The organism is Mycobacterium sp. MYCO198283 (assembly GCF_021213805.1).
Classification (GTDB): Bacteria; Actinomycetota; Actinomycetes; order Mycobacteriales; family Mycobacteriaceae; genus Mycobacterium.
Genome location: NZ_JAJQJI010000008.1, coordinates 85605 through 107035, shown reverse-complemented (window position 1 = coordinate 107035; position 21431 = coordinate 85605). Strand labels below are relative to the sequence as shown.

Below are 21431 nucleotides of genomic sequence, written 5' to 3'. Positions count from 1 at the left end.
CCGTAATCTTAGAGTTCACTTAACTGCCGAAACCCGCGACGGCGCCGATGACGACGATCGCGGGCGGTCTGATGGCCGCCTCGCGGATCCGTCGCGGCGCGTCGGCCAGCGTGGCGCGCACGGTGCGCTGGGCGGCCGTCGTCCCCTGCTGCACCACCAGAACCGGCGTCTGCGCTGGTCTGCCGCCTGCGATGAGGACCTCGGCGAACAGTTCGATGCGCTCCACCGCCATCAGCAGCACGATGGTCCCGCTCATCGCCGCCAGTGCGTCCCAATTCACTAACGATTCGGGATGGTCGGGGGCCACGTGACCGCTGACGACCACGAACTCGTGCGTGACGTGCCGGTGGGTGACCGGCACCCCGGCCAGCGCGGGCACCGCGATCGCGCTGGTGACGCCGGGAACGACGGTCACCCGAACCCCCGCGTCGGCGCACGCGATGACCTCCTCGTAGCCGCGCGCGAACACGAACGGGTCACCGCCCTTGAGGCGGACGACGAACCTGCCGGCCATCGCATGCTCGACCAGGACGGCGTTGATGGCCTCCTGCGCCATCGCCCGCCCGTAGGGGATCTTCGCGGCGTCGATCACCTCGACGTGCGGCGGCAGCTCGGCCAGCAGCTCGGCCGGCGCGAGGCGGTCGGCGACCACCACGTCGGCGAGCGCGAGCAGCCGCCGACCGCGCACGGTGATCAGCTCGGGGTCGCCCGGCCCGCCGCCGACGAGCGCGACCGTGCCGGCCAGGGCGCCGGCAGCGGCCTCGGTGTCGGCGGCGATGACGCCGCGCTGGAACGCCTCGTAGATCGCCGAGCGGATGGCCGCGGACCGGCGGTGCTCCCCACCGGCGAGCACACCGACCGCCAGCCCCTCGTACTCGAAGGTCGCGGGCGTGACCGCGGTGCCCTCGCGGGCGGCGTCGGCGCGCACGCAGAAGATGCGGCGCCGCTCGGCCTCGGCGACCACCGCCGCGTTGACCTCCGGATCGTCGGTGGCGGCGATCGCGTACCAGGCGCCGTCGAGGTCGCCGTCGCGGTAGTCGCGCAGGGTCAAGCTGATCGCCGTCATCCCCTCGACCGCCGGCGTCGCCGCCCGCGTGACCACGTGCACGTCCGCACCGGCCGCGACGAGCAGGCCGAGCCGCCGTTGCGCGACGGTGCCGCCGCCGACCACGACGACCCGTTTGCCCGCCAGTCGCAGGCCCACCAGGTAGGCGTTGTCGGTCACGGTTCGACTTTCTCTTCGTGCCACATCGGCGGCAGCCTAAGCGCGGCGGCGCGGGCGACAAACCGGGCCGCCGCGGCCGGCTGCGCCGCGGGATGGGTGTGCAGATACGACGCGTGGACGCCGCGGTGCACCGCACCCTCGGTGGCGACGGCGCCGTCGGGGCCGCCGCGGTGCGCCCAGGCCGGCGGGTAGTTCATGCCGAACTCTACTGCCGTGCGGTGGAATTCGTGGCCGACCACCCGCTCCCCCACGGCATGCAGCGGCGATTCGCTCACGGCGACGGCGTCGCGGTACCCCAGCGTCAGCCGGGCCGTGAAGGCCGCGGTCCCCCGCAGCACCCCGCACATCGGGTGGCCGTCGAGTGCGTCCATCAGGTAGGTGAGCCCGCCGCACTCGGCGTGCACCGGCCCGCCGCGCGCAGCGAGGTCGGCGACCTGTGCACGCAGCCCGACGTTGGCCGCAAGCTCCGCCGCATGCTCCTCGGGGAAGCCACCGGGGAGCACGAGTCCTGTTGTGCCGGTGGGCAGATCGTCACCGAGCGGGTCGAAGACGGCGATGTCGGCGCCGGCCGCGCGCAGCAGCTCGACGTGCTCGGCGTAGCCGAAGCTGAACGCCCGCCCGGCGGCGACCGCGATCGTCGCGGGAGTTGCCGTGGCGAAACTCACAGCGGGATCCCACGCCGGCGCGGTCACGGCGCTGCGGGCCACGGCGCGCAGCGCGGCCAGGTCGACGTGGCGGCCCACCAGCTCGGTCATCGCGGTCACGGCGGCGCGGGCCGCGGCGCCGTGCTCCGCGGCGGTGACCAGCCCGAGGTGCCGCGACGGCACCTGCAGTTCGGCGGCCCGCGGGATCGCGCCCAGCACCGGCAGTCCGGTGTGGGTGCACGCCTGCCGCAGCACCGCCTCGTGGCGCGCCGATCCGACCCGGTTGAGGATCACCCCCGCGACGCGGGTGTGCGGGTCGAAGGTGGCGAAGCCGTGCAGCAGCGCGGCGAGGCTCTGGCTCTGGCCGCGCGCGTCGACGACCAGTACCACCGGCGCGTGCAGCAGCCCCGCGACGTGGGCCGTGGAGCCGCGGGCCGCAGTGGTGGAGGCCGCGTCGGGTGTCCTGTCGCTCCGCTCGCCCAGGCCCTCGATGCGGCCGTCGAAAAGCCCCATGACGCCCTCGACCACCGCGATGTCGGCGCCGTTCGCGCCGTGGCAAAACAGCGGCCCGACGAGGTCGTCGCCCACCAGCACCGGGTCGAGGTTGCGGCCCGGCCGGCCCGCCGCCAGGCCGTGATATCCGGGGTCGATGAAATCCGGCCCGACCTTGAACGGTGCGACGCGCTCACCCGCCCGCCGCAGCGCGCCGATGAGGCCCGTCGCCACCGTGGTCTTGCCGCTGCCCGACGCCGGCGCGGCGATCACCACCGCGGGCGTACTCACCGCCCCGTGCCCCGCGACCGTGCGTGTCGGTACGCCGCCACGCCGCAAACGGCGGGCATCTGCGCACGCTCGCGGCCCCGCGAGGGTGCACCGACGGCACACGCGCTCACCACTCGATGCCCTTCTGCCCCTTGCGGCCGGCGTCCATGGGGTGCTTGAGCTTCGTCATCTCCGTCACCAGGTCGGCGGCGTCGAGGAGCGCGGCCGGCGCGTCGCGGCCGGTGATGACGACGTGCTGCGTACCGGGTCGCGCCCGCAGCGTCTCGACCACCTCGCCGGTGTCCACCCAGCCCCACTTCAGCGGATAGGTGAACTCGTCGAGCACATAGAAGTCGTGGCGTTCCGCGGCGAGCCGGCGGGCGATCTCCGCCCAGCCGTCGGCGGCGACCGCGGCGTGGTCCTGTTCGCTGCCCGCCTTGCGCGTCCACGACCAGCCGGCGCCCATCTTGTGCCACTCCACCGCGCCGCCGCTGCCGTCGGCGTCGTGCAGCTCGCCGAGCCGCCGGAACACCGACTCCTCGCCGACCTTCCACTTCGCGCTCTTGACGAACTGGAACACCGCGACGTCCAAGCCGGCGTTCCACGCCCGCAGCGCCATGCCGAACGCGGCCGTCGACTTGCCCTTGCCCGGACCGGTGTGCACCGCCAGCAGCGGGGCACGCCGGCGCGCCCGGGTGGTGAGCCCGTCGTCGGGAACGGCGGGCGGCCGGCCCTGCGGCATCTGCGGAATCCTTTCGGGCGGCTTCTCAGGCGGCGCGGACGACGTCTGTGAGGCCGTCGGCGCGCAGCTCACCGAGCCGCACCGCGGGCGCCCGCAGCGTCTCGGCGAGCTCGGTGGCCAGCCCCAACCGAACGTAGGACGTCTCGCAGTCGACCACCACCGCCGCGGCGCCCTCGGCGGCGAGCACTCCGGCCGCGGCGTGCGAGCGACCGACTGGGTCCGCCCCGCCGGTGGCGCGGCCGTCGGTGAGCAGCACGATCAGAGCGCGGCGGGCCGGCTCGCGGGTCCGCTCGCGCACCACCAGGTCCCGGGCGGCCAGCAATCCCGCGGCCAGCGGCGTCCGGCCGCCGGTGGCGAAGCCGTCGAGCCGATGCGCGGCGATGTGCACCGACGACGTGGGCGGCAGCAGCAGCTGCGCGCGGTCCTGGCGGAAGGTGATGACGGCGACCCGGTCGCGGCGTTGGTAGGCGTCGCGCAGCAGCGAGACCGTCGCCCCGGCCACCGCCGACATCCGGTCGCGCGCGGCCATCGAGCCCGACGCGTCCACCACGAAGACGACGAGGTTGCCTTCGCGGCCGACCCGGATCGCGCGGCGCACGTCCTCGGCGGCGACCCGCGGCGGCCCGGGGCGGCGAGCGCGGCGGGCCGCGGCCAGCACGGTCGCGAACAGGTGCACGCCTTGCCCCTCGGCGCCGTCGGTGACCACCGCGCCCGAGCGGTTGCGGGCCCGCGACCGGCGGCCCGGCACCCCGTCGCCGACGCCGGGCACCGTGAGCGCGCGGGTGCGGTAGGACCCGGTGGGCGCGGCGCTGCGGCGCGGCGGGGCCTCGGTGCTGCCGGCGGTCGGCTCCCCGGCGGACGCGTCGTCGGCGGCTGCCCCGCCACCGGGCGGGTCGGGTTCCGGCTCGTCGCCGGCGGGCGTGCGGCCCTGCGCCAGCGCCTCGTCGAGGCGCTCTTCGTCGAGGCCCGGCTCGTCGAACGGGTCGCGGCGACGGCGGTGCGGCAACGCCAGCTCGGCGGCCACCCGGATGTCCTCCTCGGCGACGGCGGTGGAACCCCGCCACGCCGCATGGGCCACCGCGGTGCGCGCCACCACGAGATCCGCGCGCATTCCGTCGACCTCGAACGCCGCACACAGCGCAGCGATCTGCCGTAGATCGTTGTCCGACAGCGCAATCCGGTCAACCGCGGCGCGGGCGGCAGCGAGCCGGGCGGCCAGGGCGGCGTCGGCGTCGGCGTAGGCGGCCGCGAACGCCGCGGGATCGGCTTCGAACGTGAGCCGGCGGCGGATGACCTCCGCCCGCTCCTCGACGTCCCGCGACGCCCGCACCTCCACCGTCAACCCGAAGCGATCGAGCAGCTGCGGTCGCAGCTCCCCCTCCTCGGGATTCATGGTGCCGATGAGCACGAACCGTGCGTCGTGGCTGTGCGAGACGCCGTCGCGCTCGATGTGCACCCGACCCATGGCCGCCGCGTCGAGCAGCACGTCGACGAGGTGGTCACCGAGCAGGTTCACCTCGTCGACGTAGAGCACGCCGCCGTGTGCCTGCGCCAGCAGGCCCGGGGTGAAGGACTGCTCGCCGTCGCGCAGCACCCGGCCGAGGTCCAGCGAGCCGATCACCCGGTCCTCGGTGGCGCCGATGGGCAGTTCGACGAGCCGGCCGCCGCCGGCGCGGCGCAGCACACCGGCGAGCCCGCGCACGGCCGTCGACTTCGCGGTGCCCTTCTCCCCGCGGATGAGCACTCCGCCGATCTCGGGCCGCACCGCGCACAGCAGCAGCGCCAGCATCAATCGGTCGTGGCCGACGACGGCGCTGAACGGATAGTCGACGCGCCCGGTCACCGCGCGAGCACCGACGCTGCCGTCATGCAGTGACGCCGGCGGGATCCTGTGGCGTGTCGGCGCCCTCGTGCGCGGCCGCCGCCGCGGCCGCGCCCAGTGCGGCCGGGCCGCCGAGGCCGAGCACCTTGCTGCCGCGTTCCCACACCTCGGCGAACAGCTCCGGCTCGTCGGAGAGCTTGACGCCCAGCGACGGGATCATCTCCTTGAGCTTGGTCCGCCAGCCCTGGTAGCGGTCGGCGAAACAGGTCTCCATCACCTCTAGCATCGCCGGAACCGCGGTCGAGGCGCCCGGGGAGGCGCCGAGCAGGCCGGCGATGCTGCCGTCGCCGGCGGACAACACGGTGGTGCCGAACTCCAGCGTGCCGCCCTTGCCGACGGGCCGGATCACCTGCACGCGCTGGCCCGCGACGATGGTCTCCCAGTCGGCGCCGGACGCGCTCGGCGCGAACTCCCGCAGCGCCTCCACGCGGTCGGCCTCGGTGAGCGACAGCTGGCTCAGCAGGTACTTCACCAGGCCGAACTGGCTGAGCCCGACGGTGACCATCGACGACAGGTTGTTCGGCTTCACCGACCGGAACAGGTCGGTGTAGCGGCCCTGCTTGAGGAACTTCGGCGACCAGCCCGCGAACGGGCCGAACAGCAGCCAGGACTTGTTGTTGATGACGCGGGCGTCGAGGTGCGGCGCCGACATCGGCGGCGCACCCAGCGGCGGGAAGCCGTACACCTTGGCGCGGTGCAGGGCCGCCAGCTCGGGATTGTCGGTCCGGATGAATTTGCCCGCGACCGGGAAACCACCGAAGCCGTTGGCCTCCTTGATGCCCGCGCGCTGCAGCAGCGGCAGCGCGTCGCCGCCGGCGCCGACGAAGACGAAGCGTGAGTTGACCTTGCGGACGGCGCCCGTCCGGTTGTTCTTGACCTTCAGCGTCCAGGTGCCGTCGGTGTCGCGGCCGAGGTTGCGCACCTCGTGGCCGAACAGCGCCGTCGTCCCGTTCTTCACGCCGAACGCGATCAGCTGCTTGGCGAGCGCCCCGAAGTTGACGTCGGTGCCGTCCTGGCTCCAGTTGAGCGCCACCGGCGTCGAGAAGTCGCGGCCCTCGGCCATGAACGGCAGCCGGCGGGCGAACTCCTGCGGGTCGTCGATGAACTCGGTGCCGGCGAACAGCGGGTTGTGGACGAGCGCCTCGCGGCGCCGCCGCAGGTAGTCGACGCGGTCGGCGCCCTCGACGAAGCTGACGTGCGGGATCGGGTTGAGGAAGCCCCGCACGTCGGTGAGCACGCCGTTCTCGACGGCGTGCGTCCAGAACTGGCGCGACACCTGGAACTGCTCGTTGACGGTGACCGCCTTGGTGATGTCGATCGAGCCGTCGGGTTGCTCCGGCGTGTAGTTCAGCTCGCAGAGCGCGGAATGGCCGGTGCCCGCGTTGTTCCACGGGTCGGTGCTCTCCGCCGCGGCGCCGTCGAGGCGCTCGATGAGGGTGATCGACCAGTTCGGCTCCACCAGCCGCAGCAGCGCGCCCAGCGTGGCGCTCATGATGCCGGCACCGATCAGCACGACGTCGGTCTTGAGCACTTTCGTATCGTTCGACACGGATGTCCGTCCTTCGCCTCTTCGCCGACACCGCTGCCGCGGCATCCTGGTTGCCAGGTTAGCCCGCTGGTGCCCCCGGTAATCCCAGGACCTCGACCGATGGCCGTCATGTTCGTCACGGTCGCCGGGCGGCGCGCGCGGCTAGGGTGAACCGCGTGACGCCCCCCAGCGCTGCACCGGCCGGCGCGCCGCCGTGGCGACCGGACGTCCTGCCGGGGTACGCGCAGGCCACGCACGTCTTGGGAGCGGATCCCGACGGCGAGGGCGAGATCGTCGCGACGCTGGTGCGCCGCGGCGAGGCGGCCCGGACCGGTCACGCGGTGCTGGCCGTGCACGGCTACACCGACTACTTCTTCCACACCGAGGTCGCCGACTTCCTCACCGCCCGCGGCTTCGCGTTCTACGCGTTGGACCTGCGCAAGTGCGGGCGGTCGTGGCGCAACGGGCAGACGCCCCACTTCACCACCGACCTGGCGCGCTACGACGCCGAGCTGGAGTGGGCGATGGACGTGATCGCCGACGAGACCGGGGGCGCCCGCACGCTGGTCTACGGGCATTCCGCCGGCGGGCTCGTCGTCTTGCTGTGGCTCGACCGTCGGATGCGCGACGGCCGACCCAGCGCGGGCGGGCTGGTGCTGAACAGCCCGTGGTTCGACCTGCAGGGCCGCCCGATCCTCCGCAGCCCGGGTACGGCCGCGGCGTTGCTGGCGCTGGCGCGGCTGCGCAGCAAACAGGTCATCCCGGTCCGCACCAGCGGGGCCTACGGGTCGACGCTGCACCGCGACTTCGGTGGCGAGTTCGACTACAACCTGGAGTGGAAGCCGGTCGGCGGTTTCCCCGTCACCTACGGCTGGCTGCACGCGGTGCGGCGCGGGCACGCCCGGCTGCACCGCGGCCTCGACGTCGGCGTGCCGAACCTGGTGCTGCGGTCGGACCGCAGCGTGCTGGGCGCCGACGATCCCGCGCAGGCCCAGTGCGGGGACGCGGTGCTCGACGTGGCCCAGATCGCCCGCTGGGCCGGGTGCCTGGGCAACCGGACCCTGGTGGTCCCGATCCCGGACGCCCGGCACGACGTGTTCCTGTCGCAGCGGGCGCCGCGGACGCGGGCGTTCGCCGAGCTCGGCGCGTGGCTCGACTGGTATGCGACGGTGTACGGGGCGCCGGACCCACAGGCAGGAGCAGCCACATGACGGACTTCGACCTCGCGATCATCGGAACCGGTTCGGGCAACACGATTCTCGACTCGCGCTACGCCGACAAGTCCGTCGCGATCTGCGAGCAGGGCACCTTCGGCGGCACCTGCCTCAACGTCGGCTGCATCCCGACGAAGATGTTCGTCTACGCCGCCGAGGTCGCGGCCCACGTGCGCGACGCGGCGCGCTTCGGCGTCGACGCCCACCTCGACGGGGTGCGCTGGCCGGACATCGTGTCGCGGGTGTTCGGGCGGATCGACCCGCTCGGCGATGCCGGCGAACGGTACCGGCGCGCCGCCGCGAACGTCACGGTGTTCGACAGCCACACCCGGTTCGGGACCAGCCGCCCCGACGACGGCTACGCGCTGCTCACCGCCGCGGGCGACGAGTTCACCGCCACGCAGGTGGTACTCGCGGCCGGTTCGCGGATCGTCGTGCCGCCGGCGATCGCCGCGTGCGGCGTCGACTTCCACACCAGCGACACGATCATGCGCATCCCCGAGCTGCCCGAGCACCTGGTGATCGTCGGCGGCGGCTATGTGGCGTGCGAGTTCGCGCACATCTTCTCGGCGCTGGGCAGCCGGGTGACGCTGGTGGTGCGAGGCTCGACGCTGCTCAACGGCACCGACGACACGGTCGGCGAGCGGTTCACCGCGATGGCGGCGAAGAAGTGGGAGCTGCGCACGCACCGCAACGTCGTCGACGCCACCCAGCACCGCTCCGGTGCGACGCTGAACCTCGACGACGGCTCCGAGCTGCACGCCGACGCGGTGCTGGTGGCCACCGGGCGCCGGCCCAACGGCGACCGACTGGGGGCGGAGAACGCCGGTGTGGCGCTCGACGGGGCACGGGTGGTCGCCGACTGCTACCAGCGCACGTCGGCCCGCAACGTCTTCGCGCTCGGCGACGTCAGCTCCCCCTACCAGCTCAAACACGTCGCCAACCAGGAGGCGCGGGTGGTGCGCCACAACCTGCTGGAGGACTGGGACGACACCGAGTCGCTGTGGACCAGCGACCACCGGTACGTGCCGTCGGCGGTGTTCACCGACCCGCAGATCGCCAGCGTCGGGATGACCGAGAACGAGGCGGTGGCCGCCGGCTACACCGTCAAGGTCAAGGTGAAGGACTACGCCGACGTCGCCTACGGCTGGGCCATGGAGGACACCACCAGCTTCGCCAAGCTCATCGTGTGCGACGAGACCGGCACGCTGTTGGGCGCGCACATCATGGGGTACCAGGCGTCGTCGCTGATCCAGCCGCTGGTGCAGGCGATGAGCTTCGGGCTGGGCGCCCAGGAGATGGCCCGCGGCCAGTACTGGATCCACCCGGCGCTGCCGGAGGTGGTGGAGAACGCGCTGCTGGACCTCTGCGGCGAGCCGGCCTGGCCGCCGTCGCGCCGGCACTAGTCCGGCTCAGCTCCCGATGCGAAAACCCCACGGCAGCTCGAGCCGGTGGGCGGCGAGCAGCGCCGTATCGGCGAGCAGCTCGGCGATCGGGCCGTCGGCGACCACCCGGCCGCCGTCGAGGATCACGGCCCGACTGCACAGCTGCGCCGCGTAGGGCAGGTCGTGGGTGACCACCAGCAGCGTGGCGTCCAGGGCGGCCAGGGTGTCGGCGAGCTCGCGGCGCGACTGCGGGTCGAGGTTCGCCGAGGGCTCGTCGAGCACCAGCACGTCGGGCCGGCACGCGAGCACGGTCGCCAGCGCGGCGCGGCGCCGCTGCCCGGCCGACAGGTGCGCGGGGCTGCGGTCGGCCGCCGCGGTGAGCGACACCGCGGCCAGCGCATCGGCCACGCGCTGCGACAGCTCGTCGCCGCGGACGCCGAAGTTGGCGGGTCCGAACGCCACGTCCTGCGCAACGGTCGGCATGAACAGCTGGTCGTCGGGGTCCTGGAACATCAGCCCGACGCGGCGGCGGATGTCGCGAAGGGTGTTGCGGCGCACCGGCGTCCCGGCGATCGCGACCTCGCCGGCGGTGGCGGTCAGCACGCCGTTGAGGTGCAGCATCAGGGTGGTCTTGCCGGCGCCGTTGGGCCCGAGCACCGCCACCCGCTCCCCCGCCGCCACCGCGAGGTCGACGCCGTCGAGCGCGACGGTGCCGTCGGAGTAGACATGGCGCAGTCCGCTGACCCGCAGCGCGGGCGTCACGCCGTCACCCACGCCGCGGCGGCCGTCGACGCGGCTGCGGCCGCGGGGATCATCGCGAGCAGCCACTGCCGCAGGCTGGCCCGCGGCGGCCCGCCCAGCTGCGGGATCCGGCCGTCGAACCCCCGTGACAGCATCGCGAGGTGGACGCGTTCCCCGCGCTCGTAGGACCGCAGGAACAGCGTGCCGACACTGTGCCCGACGGCCGCCGCCTGGTGCAGCGCCCGCGGCGAGTCGCCCCGCGACAGCCGGGCGATCCGCATGCGCGCCGCCTCGGCGGCCAGCACGTCGACGTACCGCAGCGCCACCGTCAGGATCGAGGTCATCAGCGGCGGAACGCCGAGCCGGCTCAGACCGACCGGCAGCTCGCGGGCCGACGTCGTCGCCGCGACGGCCAGCGAGGCTCCGACGCCGACGGTGCCCTTGGCGACGATCGCCCACGCCGCGTAGAGGCCGGCCACCGACAGCGACGCGCCGGCCACCGTCACCCGCTCGCCGCCCTCGGCGAACGGCAGCAGCACGGCCAGGACGACGAACGGCGTCTCGATGAGCATCCGCGGCAGCACCCACCGCCACCGGAGCTGCGCGGCCCGCCAGGTTGCCGCCACCAGCACGGCGTAGACCGCGAAGGGCCACAACGCGCCGCCGGGGGTCGCCACCACCGCGGCGACGAACAGCAGCAGCGCGGCGATCTTCACCTCGGCCGGCGCCCGGTGGACCGCGCTGGGTTCCGGGCGGTAGAGCGGGTGCGCGGCGGTCACTCGCGACGGCGCGCGATGAGCCGGAACAGCCCGGCAGCCAGCAGCAGCGTGACGGCGACGCCGATGAGTCCCGCCACGCCGACCGTCGCCTCGTGCCCGGCGATGGTGTAGTCGGCCAGCGGGGAACCGGCCAGCGCATGGGCGTCGGCGTGCTGCGCGATGCAGGTGCCGCGCAGCTCTTCGCCGGACACCTCGCAGCCGCGCCGGGTCGCCGAATCCAGTCCGTCGGGCTGCGAGCTGGCCAGATACGACAGCCCACCCGCCACCAGCACGATCACGGCGACGAAGCCGAGCCAGAACCGCCTCACGCCGGGACCGCCGCGGGCGCGTGACGCAGCAGGTACACCAGCTCGGGCCGCGCCCGGGCGACGGCGACGGCGGTGAGCGCGGTGATGACGCCCTCACCGACCCCGATGAGCAGGTGCGTCCCCAACAGATAGCCGGCCACCTCGGGCAGTGAGGTCGTCGCGACGCCACCGATCGCGTACTCGGCGACGAATCCCAGCGCCGCGCAGCAGGTTCCGACGAGACCGGCGACCGCCGCGATGACGCCCAGCGTGGGCGGGTGCGCGGCCCGGGACCCCACTGCCCGCCGCAGCAGCACGGCCACCGCGTAGCCGGCACCGACGCCGATGACGCCCATGTTCACGACGTTCAGGCCGAGCGCGGTCACGCCGCCGTCGGCGAACAGCAGCGATTGGACCGTCAGCACGATGCTGATGCAGAGCACCCCGGTGAACGGCCCTACCAGGACGGCGGCCAGCGTGCCGCCGAGCAGGTGCCCGCTGACCCCCGGGAGCACCGGAAAGTTCACCAGTTGCACCGCGAAGATGAAGGCGGTGACCAGTCCGGCCAGCGGCACGGCCCGTTCGTCGAGTTCCTGCCGGGCGCGCCGCGCGCAGACCGCGACCACCGCGAGGGCGAGCGCTCCGAACAGCAGGGACGTCGGGGCGTCGACGATGCCGTCGCTCATGTGCATGGCAGCGACCATGCGGGCAGCGTAGGCAGGTCGCCCGACACCTGTCCAGGTGAACAGATGAGCAGATCGGGCGCGGACGGGTCGGCGGTCGGACCGACCCGCGCCCTCAGCTGTGCCGGGCCCCGATCCAGTGCAGCAGGTCGTGAACGGTGGCGTCGGCCAGCCGGTAGCGCACGGCGCGCCCGACGCGGGTGGAGCTCACCCAGCCTTGGCCGCGCAGGATTCGCAGCGCCTGCGAGACGGCGTTCTCCGAGCGCCCCACGGCGGCGGCGAGGTCACCGACGTTGATGCCCGGCGCGCGGTGCAACGCCAGCAGGATCTCGAGCCGGTGCGGGTCGCTGAGCAGGTCGAAGCGGGTGGTCCAGCCGGCGATGTCGACCTCGGCGGGTCGCGACGGGTCTGGCTGCTCGCCCACGGCTGGCCACCCTAGTCGGCTCAGTCGAGGAAGCCGTGCAGCAGCGCGGCCGAGCCCGCGACGTGCGCCGCCATCGCCGCGGCCGCCCGCTCGGGGTCGCCGCCGAGGATGGCGGCGACGATCTGGTCGTGCTGGCGGTCGGAGTGGGCGATGTTGCGCGCGAGCAGCGGGATCTGGTCGAGCAGCTCGTTGAGCCGCATCCGGTTGTCGGCGACCAGCGGCACGAGCGACGGGGTGGCGGCGGCCTCGGCGATCGCCAGGTGGAGCCGCGAGTCCAGCCGCCGGTAGTCCTCGGGCGCCGCGCCGCGCACGTCGGCGAGCGCACCGCACAGCAGCTCCCGTTCGGCGCCCCCCGGCTCGCGGCCGGCGGCCATCCGGGCGGCGCCGACCTCCAGGATCTCCCGCAACCGCAGGACGTCGTCGATCCCGGCCCGGCTCAACCGGACGCCGTCCGGGCGCGGCGCGGGCAACTCGTCGGCCAGGAACGTGCCGCCGTAGCGCCCGCGGCGCGACACCAGGTAACCGGCGTCAGCGAGCGACTTGATGGCCTCCCGCACGGTGTCGCGGCTCACCCCGAGCCGGGCGGCCAGCTCCCGCTCCGGCGGCAGCGCCGCACCGGGGGCGAGCATCCCCAGCCGGATGGCTTCCATCAGGCGGGCCACGGTGTCCTCGAACGCATTTCCCGACCGGACCGGCCGCAGCACCACCGCCGCCGCGTGCTCGTGGCGCTCCGGACCGGCCGACATGCGCACTACAGCGGCGTCACGTAGTGGCCGCTGATCCCGCCGTCGACCAGGAAGGCCGACGCGGTGACGAACGAGGCGTCGTCGCTGGCGAGGAAGGCGACCGCGGCGGCCAGCTCCTCGGGCTCGGCGAACCGGCCGACCGGAATGTGCACCAGCCGCCGCGCCGCCCGCTCCGGGTCCTTGGCGAACAGCTCCCGCAGCAGCGGGGTGTTCACCGGGCCCGGGCACAGCGCGTTGACCCGGATGCCCTGGCGCGCGTACTGCACCCCGAGCTCCCGCGACATGGCCAAGACGCCGCCCTTGGACGCGGTGTAGGAGATCTGCGACGTCGCCGACCCCATCACCGCGACGAACGACGCGGTGTTGATGATCGACCCCTGCTGCTGCGGAACCATGTGGCGCAGCGCGGCTTTGCAGCAGAAGAACACCGACCTGAGGTTGACGTCCTGTACCCGCTGCCAGGCGTCGATGCCGGTGTGCTCGATGAGTTCGTCCTCCGGCGGACTGATGCCGGCATTGTTGAATGCGATGTCCACCGAGCCGTGCACCTGCGCCGCGGTGTCGAACAGTGCGTCCACCGCGGCCTGGTCGGACACGTCGACGGCGACGAAGGTGCCGCCCAGGTCGGCTGCCACGGACTCGCCGGCCTGCGGGTCGATGTCCCCGATGACGACCGTGGCGCCCTCGGCGGCCATCCGGGTGGCGCTCGCCCGCCCGATACCGCCGGCGCCGCCGGTGATCACCGCGACCTTGCCCGACAACCGTTGCGTCAGGTCCACTGTCACGCCTCCCGGATGGCGAAGAACACGTTCTTGGTCTCGGTGAAGTGCAGCGGCGCGTCGGGCCCGAGTTCGCGGCCCAGCCCGGACTGCTTGAACCCGCCGAACGGGGTCGCGTAACGCACCGAGGAATGCGAATTCACCGACAGGTTCCCGGATTCGACCGCGCGGGACACCCGCACCGCCCGCGACAGGTTCTCGGTCCAGATCGAGCCGGAGAGGCCGTAGCGGGTGTCGTTGGCGAGTGCGACGGCGTCGGCCTCGTCGTCGAACGGCAGCACCGCGACGACCGGGCCGAAGATTTCCTCGGTGACGGTGGGGTGGTCGCGCGGCGGCGTCAGCACCGTCGGCGGAAACCAGAAGCCGGCGCCGCTGGGCGCGCTGCCCCGGAAGGCGACGGGTGCGTCGGCGGGCACGAACGACGCCACGTGGTCCCAGTGCACCCGCGACACCAGCGGCCCCATCTCGGTGTCGCGGGCGCGCGGATCGCCGACGGTCACGCCCTGCACGGCGGGTTCGAGCAATTCGAGGAACCGGTCGTAGACGCTGCGCTGCACCAGGATCCGGCTGCGCGCGCAGCAGTCCTGGCCGGCGTTGTCGAACACCCCGTAGGGCGCGGTGGCGGCGGCCCGCTCCAGGTCGCAGTCGTCGAAGACGATGTTGGCGCTCTTGCCGCCCAGCTCCAGCGTCACCCGTTTGACCTGCCCGGCGCAGCCGGCCATCACCTGCTTGCCGACCGTCGTCGACCCGGTGAAGACCACCTTGCGAACCTCCGGGTGAGTGACGAAGCGCTCCCCGACCACCGATCCGCGCCCGGGCAGCACCTGGAACAGGTCGGCGGGCAGGCCGGCCTCGACCGCCAGCTCGCCGAGCCGGATCGAGGTGAGCGGCGTCCATTCCGCGGGTTTGAGCACGACGGCGTTCCCGGCGGCCAGCGCGGGCGCGAATCCCCACGCCGCGATGGTCATCGGGAAGTTCCACGGCGTGATGACGCCGACGACGCCCAGCGGTTCGTGGAAGGTGACGTCGAGGCCGCCGGCCACCGGAATCTGCTTGCCGGACAACCGCTCCGGCGCCGCCGCGTAATAGGTCAGGACGTCACGGACGTGGCCGGCCTCCCATTCCGCCGACGTGATCGGGTGCCCGGAGTTGGCCACCTCGAGGGCGGCCAGCTCGTCGACGTGGGCGTCGACGACCGCGGCGAAGGCCCGCAGCCCGGCCGCGCGCTCGGCGGGAGCCAGTGCCGCCCAGCGTCTCTGCGCCGCGGCGGCGCGAGCGACCGCGTCGTCGACGCCGGCGACGTCGACGTGCTCGACCGTGCGCAGCACCTCCTCGGTGGCGGGGTTGATCAGTTGGCTCTCGGTCATCACCGCACCTTGCCCGTCGCGAACTCGGTGGCGGCCGCCACCACGCCGGAGAAGAGCCGCAGGTCGTCGAGCCGCTCCTCGGGGTGCCACTGCACCGCCACGCAGAACCGGTCGCCGGGCAGCTCGACCGCCTCGATCACCCCGTCGTCGTCGCGTGCGGACACGACGAGCCCGTCGCCGAGCGCGTCGATCGCCTGGTGGTGGTAGCACTGCACGTCGGTGCGCTCGCCGACGAGCGCGGCCAGCCGGCTGCCCGGAGCGGTGCGCACGGTGGACGTCGAGAACACCGCATTGCCCTGCTGGTGGCGGGCGTGCCCGACGACGTCGGGCAGGTGCTGGTGCAGCGTGCCGCCGAGCGCGACGTTGAGCACCTGCGCGCCGCGGCAGATGCCCAGCACCGGCAGGCCGCGGCGCAGCGCCCCGGCAACCAGCGCCACCTCGAAGGCGTCGCGATCGCGGCCCGGCTCGTCGGTCGCCGGGTGCGGGTCCTGGCCGTAACAGGCCGGATCGACGTCCCTGCCGCCGGTGAGCACCAGCCCGTCGAGCCGGTCGAGGACGCGGTCGACCACCACCTGATCGACCGGCTGCGGCGGCAGTAGCATCGCGACACCACCGGCCAGCGTGACGCCGTCGAGGTAGATGGCGGGCAGGAAACTGGCACGCACGTCCCACACCCCGGTCTGCGCCTGCTGCAGATAGGTCGTCAGGCCGATCACGGGCCGGGCATCAGAGCCGTTCGAAGCCACGGATCCGCTCCCAGTCGGTGACCGTCGCGTTGAAGGCCTTCAGCTCGACGGCGGCCATGTTCAGGTAGTGCTCGACGACCTCGTCGCCGAAGGCCTCGCGGGCCACCGCGGACGCCGCGAACAGCTCGGCCGCCTCCCCGAGCGTCGTGGGCAGCCGATCGGCGCCGCCGGTGTAGGCGTTCCCGGCGGTCGGCTCCGCCAGCTCGAGCCCCGCCGAGATGCCGTGCAGCCCACCGGCGATGAGCGCGGAGACGGCCAGGTACTGGTTGACGTCGCCGCCGGGCGCACGGAGCTCCATGCGCATGCCGTGGCCGCGGCCCACCACCCGCACCGCGCAGGTGCGGTTGTCGAGGCCCCACGCCACGGCCGTGGGGGCGAAGCTGCCCTCGACGAACCGCTTGTAGGAGTTGACATTCGGCGCGTACAGCAGCGTCAACTCGCGCAGCGTGGCGAGCTGGCCGGCGACGAAGCTGCGGAACAGCGGCGACATGCCGCAGCCGTCGGTGTCGTCGGCGAACACCGGAACATTGGGCCGGCCCTCCTCGTCCAAGCCCCGCAGCGAGATGTGGATGTGGCAGCTGTTGCCTTCGCGCTCGTCGAATTTCGCCATGAACGTCAGGCTCTTGCCGTGCTGGTCGGCGATCTCCTTGGCGCCGTTCTTGTAGATCGTGTGGTTGTCGCAGGTGACGAGCGCGTGGTCGTAGCGGAACGCGATCTCCTGCTGGCCGAGGTTGCACTCGCCCTTGACGCCCTCGCAGTACATGCCCGCGCCGATCATGTGTTGCCGGATGTCGCGCAGCAGCGGCTCCATCCGCGTCGAGGCGTGCACGGCGTAGTCGACGTTGTAGTCGCTGGCCGGGCGCAGGTTCCGGTAGCCGGCCGCCCACGCGTCGCGGAACCCGGTGTCGAACACCATGAACTCCAGCTCGGTGCCGGCGTAGGGCACCAGGTTGCGCTCGGCGAGCCGGTCGAGCTGGCGGCGCAGGATGCTGCGCGGCGCCTGCACCACCGGCGTGCCGTCCGTTTTGCTCAGGTCCGCCATCACCAGGGCCGTGGCGGGCAGCCACGGCACCCGGCGCAGCGTCTCGAAATCGGGCGTCATCACCATGTCGCCGTAGCCGGTCTCCCAGCTCGACATGGCGTAACCGCCGACGGTGTTCATGTCGACGTCGACGGCCAACAGGTAGTTGCAGCACTCGGCGCCGTGCTCGGCGACGTCGTCGACGAACAACTCGGCCGACACCCGCTTCCCCGTCAGCCGGCCCTGCATGTCGCAGAACGCGACGATGACGGTGTCGACCTCGCCCGCCGCGATGAGGCGCTCCAGGTCGGTCCGCGACAACATGCCGGGTCTCGATGTCACGCCAGCTCCTGTTCGCCGAACGACCTGCTGCGCTAAAGGTAGGACATCAGACCTTTGACCGCACTAAGGTCCCCTCCCATGGCCGCCGACAACACATCCCCACCCATGAGGTCCTCCGGCGCAACCTACGCCCGCGCCGAGGCCGGCTACTTCGAGAAACGACAGCTCAAACGCACCGCCGGCTTCTGGGGCATCTGGGGCATCGGGATCGCGGCGGTGGTGTCGGGCGACTTCTCGGGCTGGAACCTCGGCATCGGCACCGCCGGCTGGGGCGGGCTGGCCATCGCGTCCGTCCTCATCATCGTCATGTACTTCGGCATGCTGTTCTCGATCGGCGAGATGAGCGCGGCCATGCCGCACACCGGCGGCGCGTACTCGTTCGCGCGGGCGGCGATGGGCCCGTGGGGCGGCTTCGTCACCGGCTTCGCCGAAACCATCGAGTACGTCTTCACCACGGCGGTGGTGGTGTACTACTCGGCGAGCTACGCCGACGCCGTCACCAGCGACCTGTTCGAGGTCACCCTGCCCGGTTGGCTGTGGTGGATCATCCTCTACGCAATCTTCGTGGCGCTGAACTCCTGGGGCGCCGCGCTGTCCTTCAGGTTCGCGCTGGTCGTCGCCGTCATCTCGATCGGCATCCTCGTGCTGTTCGGCGTGCTGGCGCTCGCCAACGGCGCAGTGGACTTCAGCCGGCTGTTCGACATCGCGCCCGACGCCGGAGCCGCCGGGGCCAGCACCTTTTTGCCGATGGGCTGGATCACGATCCTCTACGCGCTGCCGTTCGCGATGTGGTTCTTCCTCGGCATCGAGGAGTTGCCGCTGGCCGCCGAGGAGGCGCACGAGCCGGCGCGCGACATCCCGCGAGCCGGCCTCTGGGGCATGCTCACGCTGGTCGCCTGCGGCGCGATCGTGTTCTTCCTCAACCCCGCGGTCACCGGGTCCCAAGCGCTCGGCGAATCCGATGAGCCCCTGCTGGACGGGTTCCGGGCATTCCTCCCCGGCAACCTCGCGGCCGCGCTGTCGGCGTTTGCGCTCATCGGCCTGCTGGCCAGCCTGCAGGGCATCATGTACGCCTACGGGCGCAACATGTACTCGCTGAGCCGGGCGGGCTACTACCCGAAGACGTTGTCGCTCACGGGCGCCCGGCAGACGCCCTACGTGGCGCTGCTCGTCGGCGCGGTCATCGGGTTCCTCGCGCTGCTGGTGGTCGACGTCTACGAGGGCGCCGGCGCCGTCGTGCTCAACATCGCCGTCTGGGGCGCGGTGCTCGCCTACGGGCTCCAGATGATCTCGTTTCTGCTGCTGCGCCGGAACTTCCCGAACGCGCGGCGGCCCTGGGTCAGTCCGACCGGCAACGCCGGGGCCGTCGTCGCGCTCGTCATCGCCGCCATCACGTTCGTCGGTGTCCTGCTCAACCCGGACTATCGGCCGGCCGTCGTCGCGATCGTGATCTTCTACGTGCTCGGGCTGCTGGTCTTCGGGCTCTACGGCCGGCACCGGCTGGTGCTGTCTCCGGAGGAGGAGTACGCGGTGACCGGCGGCCTGCACGGCTACGACCCGGAGGCCGAGGGGCTCGGCGGCACCATCGAGGACGAGATCCTCAAAGGTCACACCGACAACCGAGGTGCGTGACCGGCTCGTCGGCCGGGTGATCGCTCGTCCTGATCAGACGACGGATACCCGGTAGGGTCGAGCCTGCGCAGCACCAGCCGCGTGATCGGCCGACCCACACGAGCGGAGCGGATCGCGGATGACTGACCCAGCCGTCGCGGGCGTCGAGGACCACACCGAGGAAATCACGCTCGGCCTCCACGACGCGTCGCCGCCACACCTGGTGGCGGCGATGGCCGACGACGTGGTGCTCGAGTTGGGGTGGGGCCGGCTGATCTTCGGCCAGACGTTCGCCGACCCCGCCCGCCTGGCGGAGGTGCTGCGCGACGAAGAGATCGGCCGGCGCGACATCTGCATCTACGCCCGCGAGTCGCACGTGCTGGTCAGCCTGGCACCCAACGAGCTGTTCATCGATCCCAGCCACACCTACCGGCTGCGGTTCGGCGACGACGACGCCGCACCGCCGACACCGTCGGGCTTCACCGTGCGCCCGCCGCGCGACCGCGACGAGGCCGACGCGATGAACCGCGTCTACGTCAAGTGCGGCATGGTGCCCGCGCCGGTCGACGTCATCTGGGACAACCACCTGCACTCCGACGTCGTCACCTACCTGGTGGCCGTCCGCGACGACGACGGCGCGGTCGTGGGCACCGTCACCGGCGTCGACCACTTCAAGCTGTTCTCCGACCCCGAGAACGGGTCGAGCCTCTGGACGTTGGCCGTCGATCCCACCGCGAGCCTGCCGGGCGTCGGCGCCGCGCTGACCTGCACGCTGGCGCACCTGATGCGGGAAGCCGGCCGCTCCTACCTGGACCTGTCGGTGGCGCACGACAACGCCGCCGCGATCGGGCTGTACGAGAAGCTCGGCTTCGTCCGGGTGCCGGTGCTCGCCATCAAACGCAAGAACGCCATCAACCAGTCGCTGTTCACACCCACCGCCGAGACCATCGACGACCTGAACCCTTACGCCCGCATCATCGCCGACGAGGCGATGCGCCGCGGCATCCACGTGGAGGTGATCGACGCCGAGACCGGCGAGATGCGGCTGTCGCACGGCGGCCGCAGCGTCATCACCCGAGAGTCGTTGTCGGAGTTCACCTCCGCGGTGGCGATGGCGCGCTGCGACGACAAGCGGCTCACCCGCCGCATCGTGGCCGAGGCGGGTGTGGTGGTGCCGAAGGCCCGGCTGGCGACCTTCGACGAGCGGGACCACGAGTTCCTCGCCGAGGTGGGCGACGTGGTGGTCAAGCCCACCCGCGGCGAGCAGGGCAAGGGCATCACCGTGGGCGTCACCACGCCGCAGGAGCTGGACGCGGCCCTCGCCCGCGCCCGCGAACAGCACCCCGAGGTGCTGATCGAGCAGCGGGCGAACGGCGACGACCTGCGGCTGGTGGTCATCGACAAGAAGGTCGTCGCCGCGGCGCTGCGCAAACCCCCCGAGGTGGTCGGCACCGGCAAGCACACCATCCGCGAGCTCATCGAGGCGCAGAGCCGCCGCAGAGCCGCCGCGACCGGCGGCGAGTCGGTCATCCCGATCGACGACGTCACCGAGAGCACCGTCCGGGAGGCCGGCTACCGCTTCGACGACGTGCTGCCCGAGGGCGAGCGCCTGCGCGTCCGCCGGGCGGCAAACCTCCACCAGGGCGGCACCATCCACGACGTCACCGCGGAGGTGCACAGCACGCTGTGCCGGGTCGCGGTAGCCGCGGCCGAGGCCATCGGTATCCCGGTCACCGGCATCGACCTGCTGGTGCCCGACGTCAAGGGCGAGGAGTACGTGTTCATCGAGGCCAACGAGCGGCCCGGCCTCGCCAACCACGAACCGCAGCCCACCGCGCAGGCGTTCGTCGACTTCTTGTTCCCCGGCCAGCCGGCGCTGCCGCAGACCTGGACACCGCCCGAGCACGCCGGCGGCGCGCCCGCCAACTAGCGGGCTACAGCGTGGCGGTGCGCATCACGATCTCGGCGGCCAGCTGCGCCGTCGACTCGGCGGCGTTGCGGCGGCCGAGCAGTTCGACCAGCCGGAAGTCGCCGTAGACGTAGCGCTGGCTGGCGCGGGCGACGTTGCGCGCCGCCGGTGTGCTGACCAGGGCCGTGACATTCATCTCGACCGGCGGGCAGTGCTCGTCGCGCACCGCGCCGGTGAGGTCGGCGACGCGCGGATGACCCCGGTCGATCGCGATCAGGCCGGTGAACCGGTCGAGCCGCGCGGCCGCCAGCTCCCACGCCAGCTCGCCGCCGCTGCGGTCGCCGACGACCACCGACCACTGCACCCCCAGGCTGTCGAGGATGCCGATCACCGACTTCGGTGTCAGCCGCCGGTCCGCCCCCACCACCACCGTGCGCAGCGATGCGGTGTGCAGCCGGTGGCACACGGCCTCGTAGGCCACCGGCGCGTGGTGGGCGGCGCACAGCAGCAGCACGACGGAACCCTTCTCCGGGCCCGTGACGCTCACGGAAGCGGGGAATCCGTCGACGGTGACCATCGTCGAGGGCATTCCCCGAACGGTACCGGCGTCGTGA

The 21431-nt window shown here is 72.7% G+C and carries 20 protein-coding genes; 4 read left to right on the top strand and 16 right to left on the bottom strand.

What is annotated here, in order from left to right:
* Positions 1-19: 19 nt before the first annotated feature.
* The 5 genes from cobA to mqo form a co-directional block, all read right to left on the bottom strand.
* A complete protein-coding gene (gene cobA, locus LV457_RS16065; protein WP_232172317.1) occupies positions 20-1225 on the bottom strand; it encodes a uroporphyrinogen-III C-methyltransferase in 1206 nt (401 codons plus the stop codon).
* A complete protein-coding gene (locus tag LV457_RS16060; protein ID WP_232172315.1) occupies positions 1222-2652 on the bottom strand; it encodes a cobyrinate a,c-diamide synthase in 1431 nt (476 codons plus the stop codon). The genes cobA and LV457_RS16060 overlap by 4 nt, the downstream gene beginning before the upstream one ends.
* Positions 2653-2758: 106 nt before the next feature.
* The gene (gene cobO, locus LV457_RS16055) at positions 2759-3373 is read right to left on the bottom strand and encodes a cob(I)yrinic acid a,c-diamide adenosyltransferase (protein ID WP_232172314.1); all 615 of its coding nucleotides are present in this window, start codon (positions 3371-3373) and stop codon (positions 2759-2761) included.
* Between the two features lie 25 nt (positions 3374-3398).
* Positions 3399-5162: a VWA domain-containing protein gene (locus tag LV457_RS16050; RefSeq protein WP_232172617.1), complete on the bottom strand. Its 1764-nt coding sequence runs from the start codon at positions 5160-5162 to the stop codon at positions 3399-3401.
* Between the two features lie 76 nt (positions 5163-5238).
* Complete coding sequence (gene mqo / locus LV457_RS16045; protein WP_308192209.1) at positions 5239-6804, bottom strand: malate dehydrogenase (quinone); 1566 nt, start codon at positions 6802-6804, stop codon at positions 5239-5241.
* Positions 6805-6959: 155 nt separating this feature from the next.
* Here mqo and LV457_RS16040 point away from each other — a divergent pair, with 155 nt between their 5' ends.
* Together LV457_RS16040 and mtr are read left to right on the top strand one after the other, a co-directional pair.
* Positions 6960-7994 (top strand): alpha/beta hydrolase, encoded by a 1035-nt coding sequence (locus tag LV457_RS16040; protein ID WP_232172312.1) that lies wholly within the window; start codon positions 6960-6962, stop codon positions 7992-7994.
* On the top strand, positions 7991-9403 hold the full coding sequence (mtr, locus tag LV457_RS16035; protein ID WP_232172311.1) for a mycothione reductase: 1413 nt from the start codon (positions 7991-7993) through the stop codon (positions 9401-9403). The genes LV457_RS16040 and mtr overlap by 4 nt, the downstream gene beginning before the upstream one ends.
* 6 nt (positions 9404-9409) lie before the next feature.
* Here mtr and LV457_RS16030 read toward each other — a convergent pair whose 3' ends face one another.
* The 10 genes from LV457_RS16030 to LV457_RS15985 form a co-directional block, all read right to left on the bottom strand.
* A complete protein-coding gene (locus tag LV457_RS16030; RefSeq protein WP_232172610.1) occupies positions 9410-10156 on the bottom strand; it encodes an energy-coupling factor ABC transporter ATP-binding protein in 747 nt (248 codons plus the stop codon).
* Positions 10141-10902, bottom strand: a complete 762-nt coding sequence (gene cbiQ, locus LV457_RS16025; protein WP_232172309.1) for a cobalt ECF transporter T component CbiQ — start codon at positions 10900-10902, stop codon at positions 10141-10143. Before cbiQ ends, LV457_RS16030 begins: the two co-directional genes overlap by 16 nt.
* Positions 10899-11210, bottom strand: coding sequence for a PDGLE domain-containing protein (locus tag LV457_RS16020; protein ID WP_232172307.1), 312 nt, complete (start codon positions 11208-11210; stop codon positions 10899-10901). Before LV457_RS16020 ends, cbiQ begins: the two co-directional genes overlap by 4 nt.
* Positions 11207-11893, bottom strand: a complete 687-nt coding sequence (locus tag LV457_RS16015; protein ID WP_232172305.1) for an energy-coupling factor ABC transporter permease — start codon at positions 11891-11893, stop codon at positions 11207-11209. The genes LV457_RS16020 and LV457_RS16015 overlap by 4 nt, the downstream gene beginning before the upstream one ends.
* Positions 11894-11987: 94 nt before the next feature.
* The gene (locus LV457_RS16010; RefSeq protein ID WP_232172304.1) at positions 11988-12296 is read right to left on the bottom strand and encodes a helix-turn-helix transcriptional regulator; all 309 of its coding nucleotides are present in this window, start codon (positions 12294-12296) and stop codon (positions 11988-11990) included.
* A gap of 20 nt (positions 12297-12316) precedes the next feature.
* On the bottom strand, positions 12317-13042 hold the full coding sequence (locus tag LV457_RS16005) for a FadR/GntR family transcriptional regulator (RefSeq protein ID WP_232172302.1): 726 nt from the start codon (positions 13040-13042) through the stop codon (positions 12317-12319).
* 5 nt (positions 13043-13047) lie between these two features.
* The gene (locus LV457_RS16000) at positions 13048-13821 is read right to left on the bottom strand and encodes a 3-oxoacyl-ACP reductase (protein WP_232172607.1); all 774 of its coding nucleotides are present in this window, start codon (positions 13819-13821) and stop codon (positions 13048-13050) included.
* Positions 13822-13823: 2 nt separating this feature from the next.
* Positions 13824-15188 (bottom strand): aldehyde dehydrogenase, encoded by a 1365-nt coding sequence (locus LV457_RS15995; RefSeq protein WP_232172300.1) that lies wholly within the window; start codon positions 15186-15188, stop codon positions 13824-13826.
* Entirely contained in the window at positions 15188-15934 is a 747-nt protein-coding gene (locus tag LV457_RS15990; protein ID WP_232172298.1) for a gamma-glutamyl-gamma-aminobutyrate hydrolase family protein, read from the bottom strand. The genes LV457_RS15995 and LV457_RS15990 overlap by 1 nt, the downstream gene beginning before the upstream one ends.
* Positions 15915-17279, bottom strand: a complete 1365-nt coding sequence (locus tag LV457_RS15985; RefSeq protein WP_232172605.1) for a glutamine synthetase family protein — start codon at positions 17277-17279, stop codon at positions 15915-15917. Before LV457_RS15985 ends, LV457_RS15990 begins: the two co-directional genes overlap by 20 nt.
* 96 nt (positions 17280-17375) lie before the next feature.
* Here LV457_RS15985 and LV457_RS15980 point away from each other — a divergent pair, with 96 nt between their 5' ends.
* The gene (locus tag LV457_RS15980) at positions 17376-18929 is read left to right on the top strand and encodes an amino acid permease (RefSeq protein WP_232172296.1); all 1554 of its coding nucleotides are present in this window, start codon (positions 17376-17378) and stop codon (positions 18927-18929) included.
* A gap of 118 nt (positions 18930-19047) precedes the next feature.
* Positions 19048-20838 carry an N-acetylglutaminylglutamine synthetase gene (gene ngg / locus LV457_RS15975; RefSeq protein WP_232172295.1) on the top strand — a complete coding sequence of 597 codons (1791 nt, stop codon included), beginning with the start codon at positions 19048-19050 and terminating at the stop codon, positions 20836-20838.
* A gap of 4 nt (positions 20839-20842) precedes the next feature.
* Here ngg and LV457_RS15970 read toward each other — a convergent pair whose 3' ends face one another.
* Positions 20843-21406: an alpha/beta hydrolase gene (locus tag LV457_RS15970; RefSeq protein ID WP_232172293.1), complete on the bottom strand. Its 564-nt coding sequence runs from the start codon at positions 21404-21406 to the stop codon at positions 20843-20845.
* Between the last annotated feature and the right edge of the window lie 25 nt (positions 21407-21431).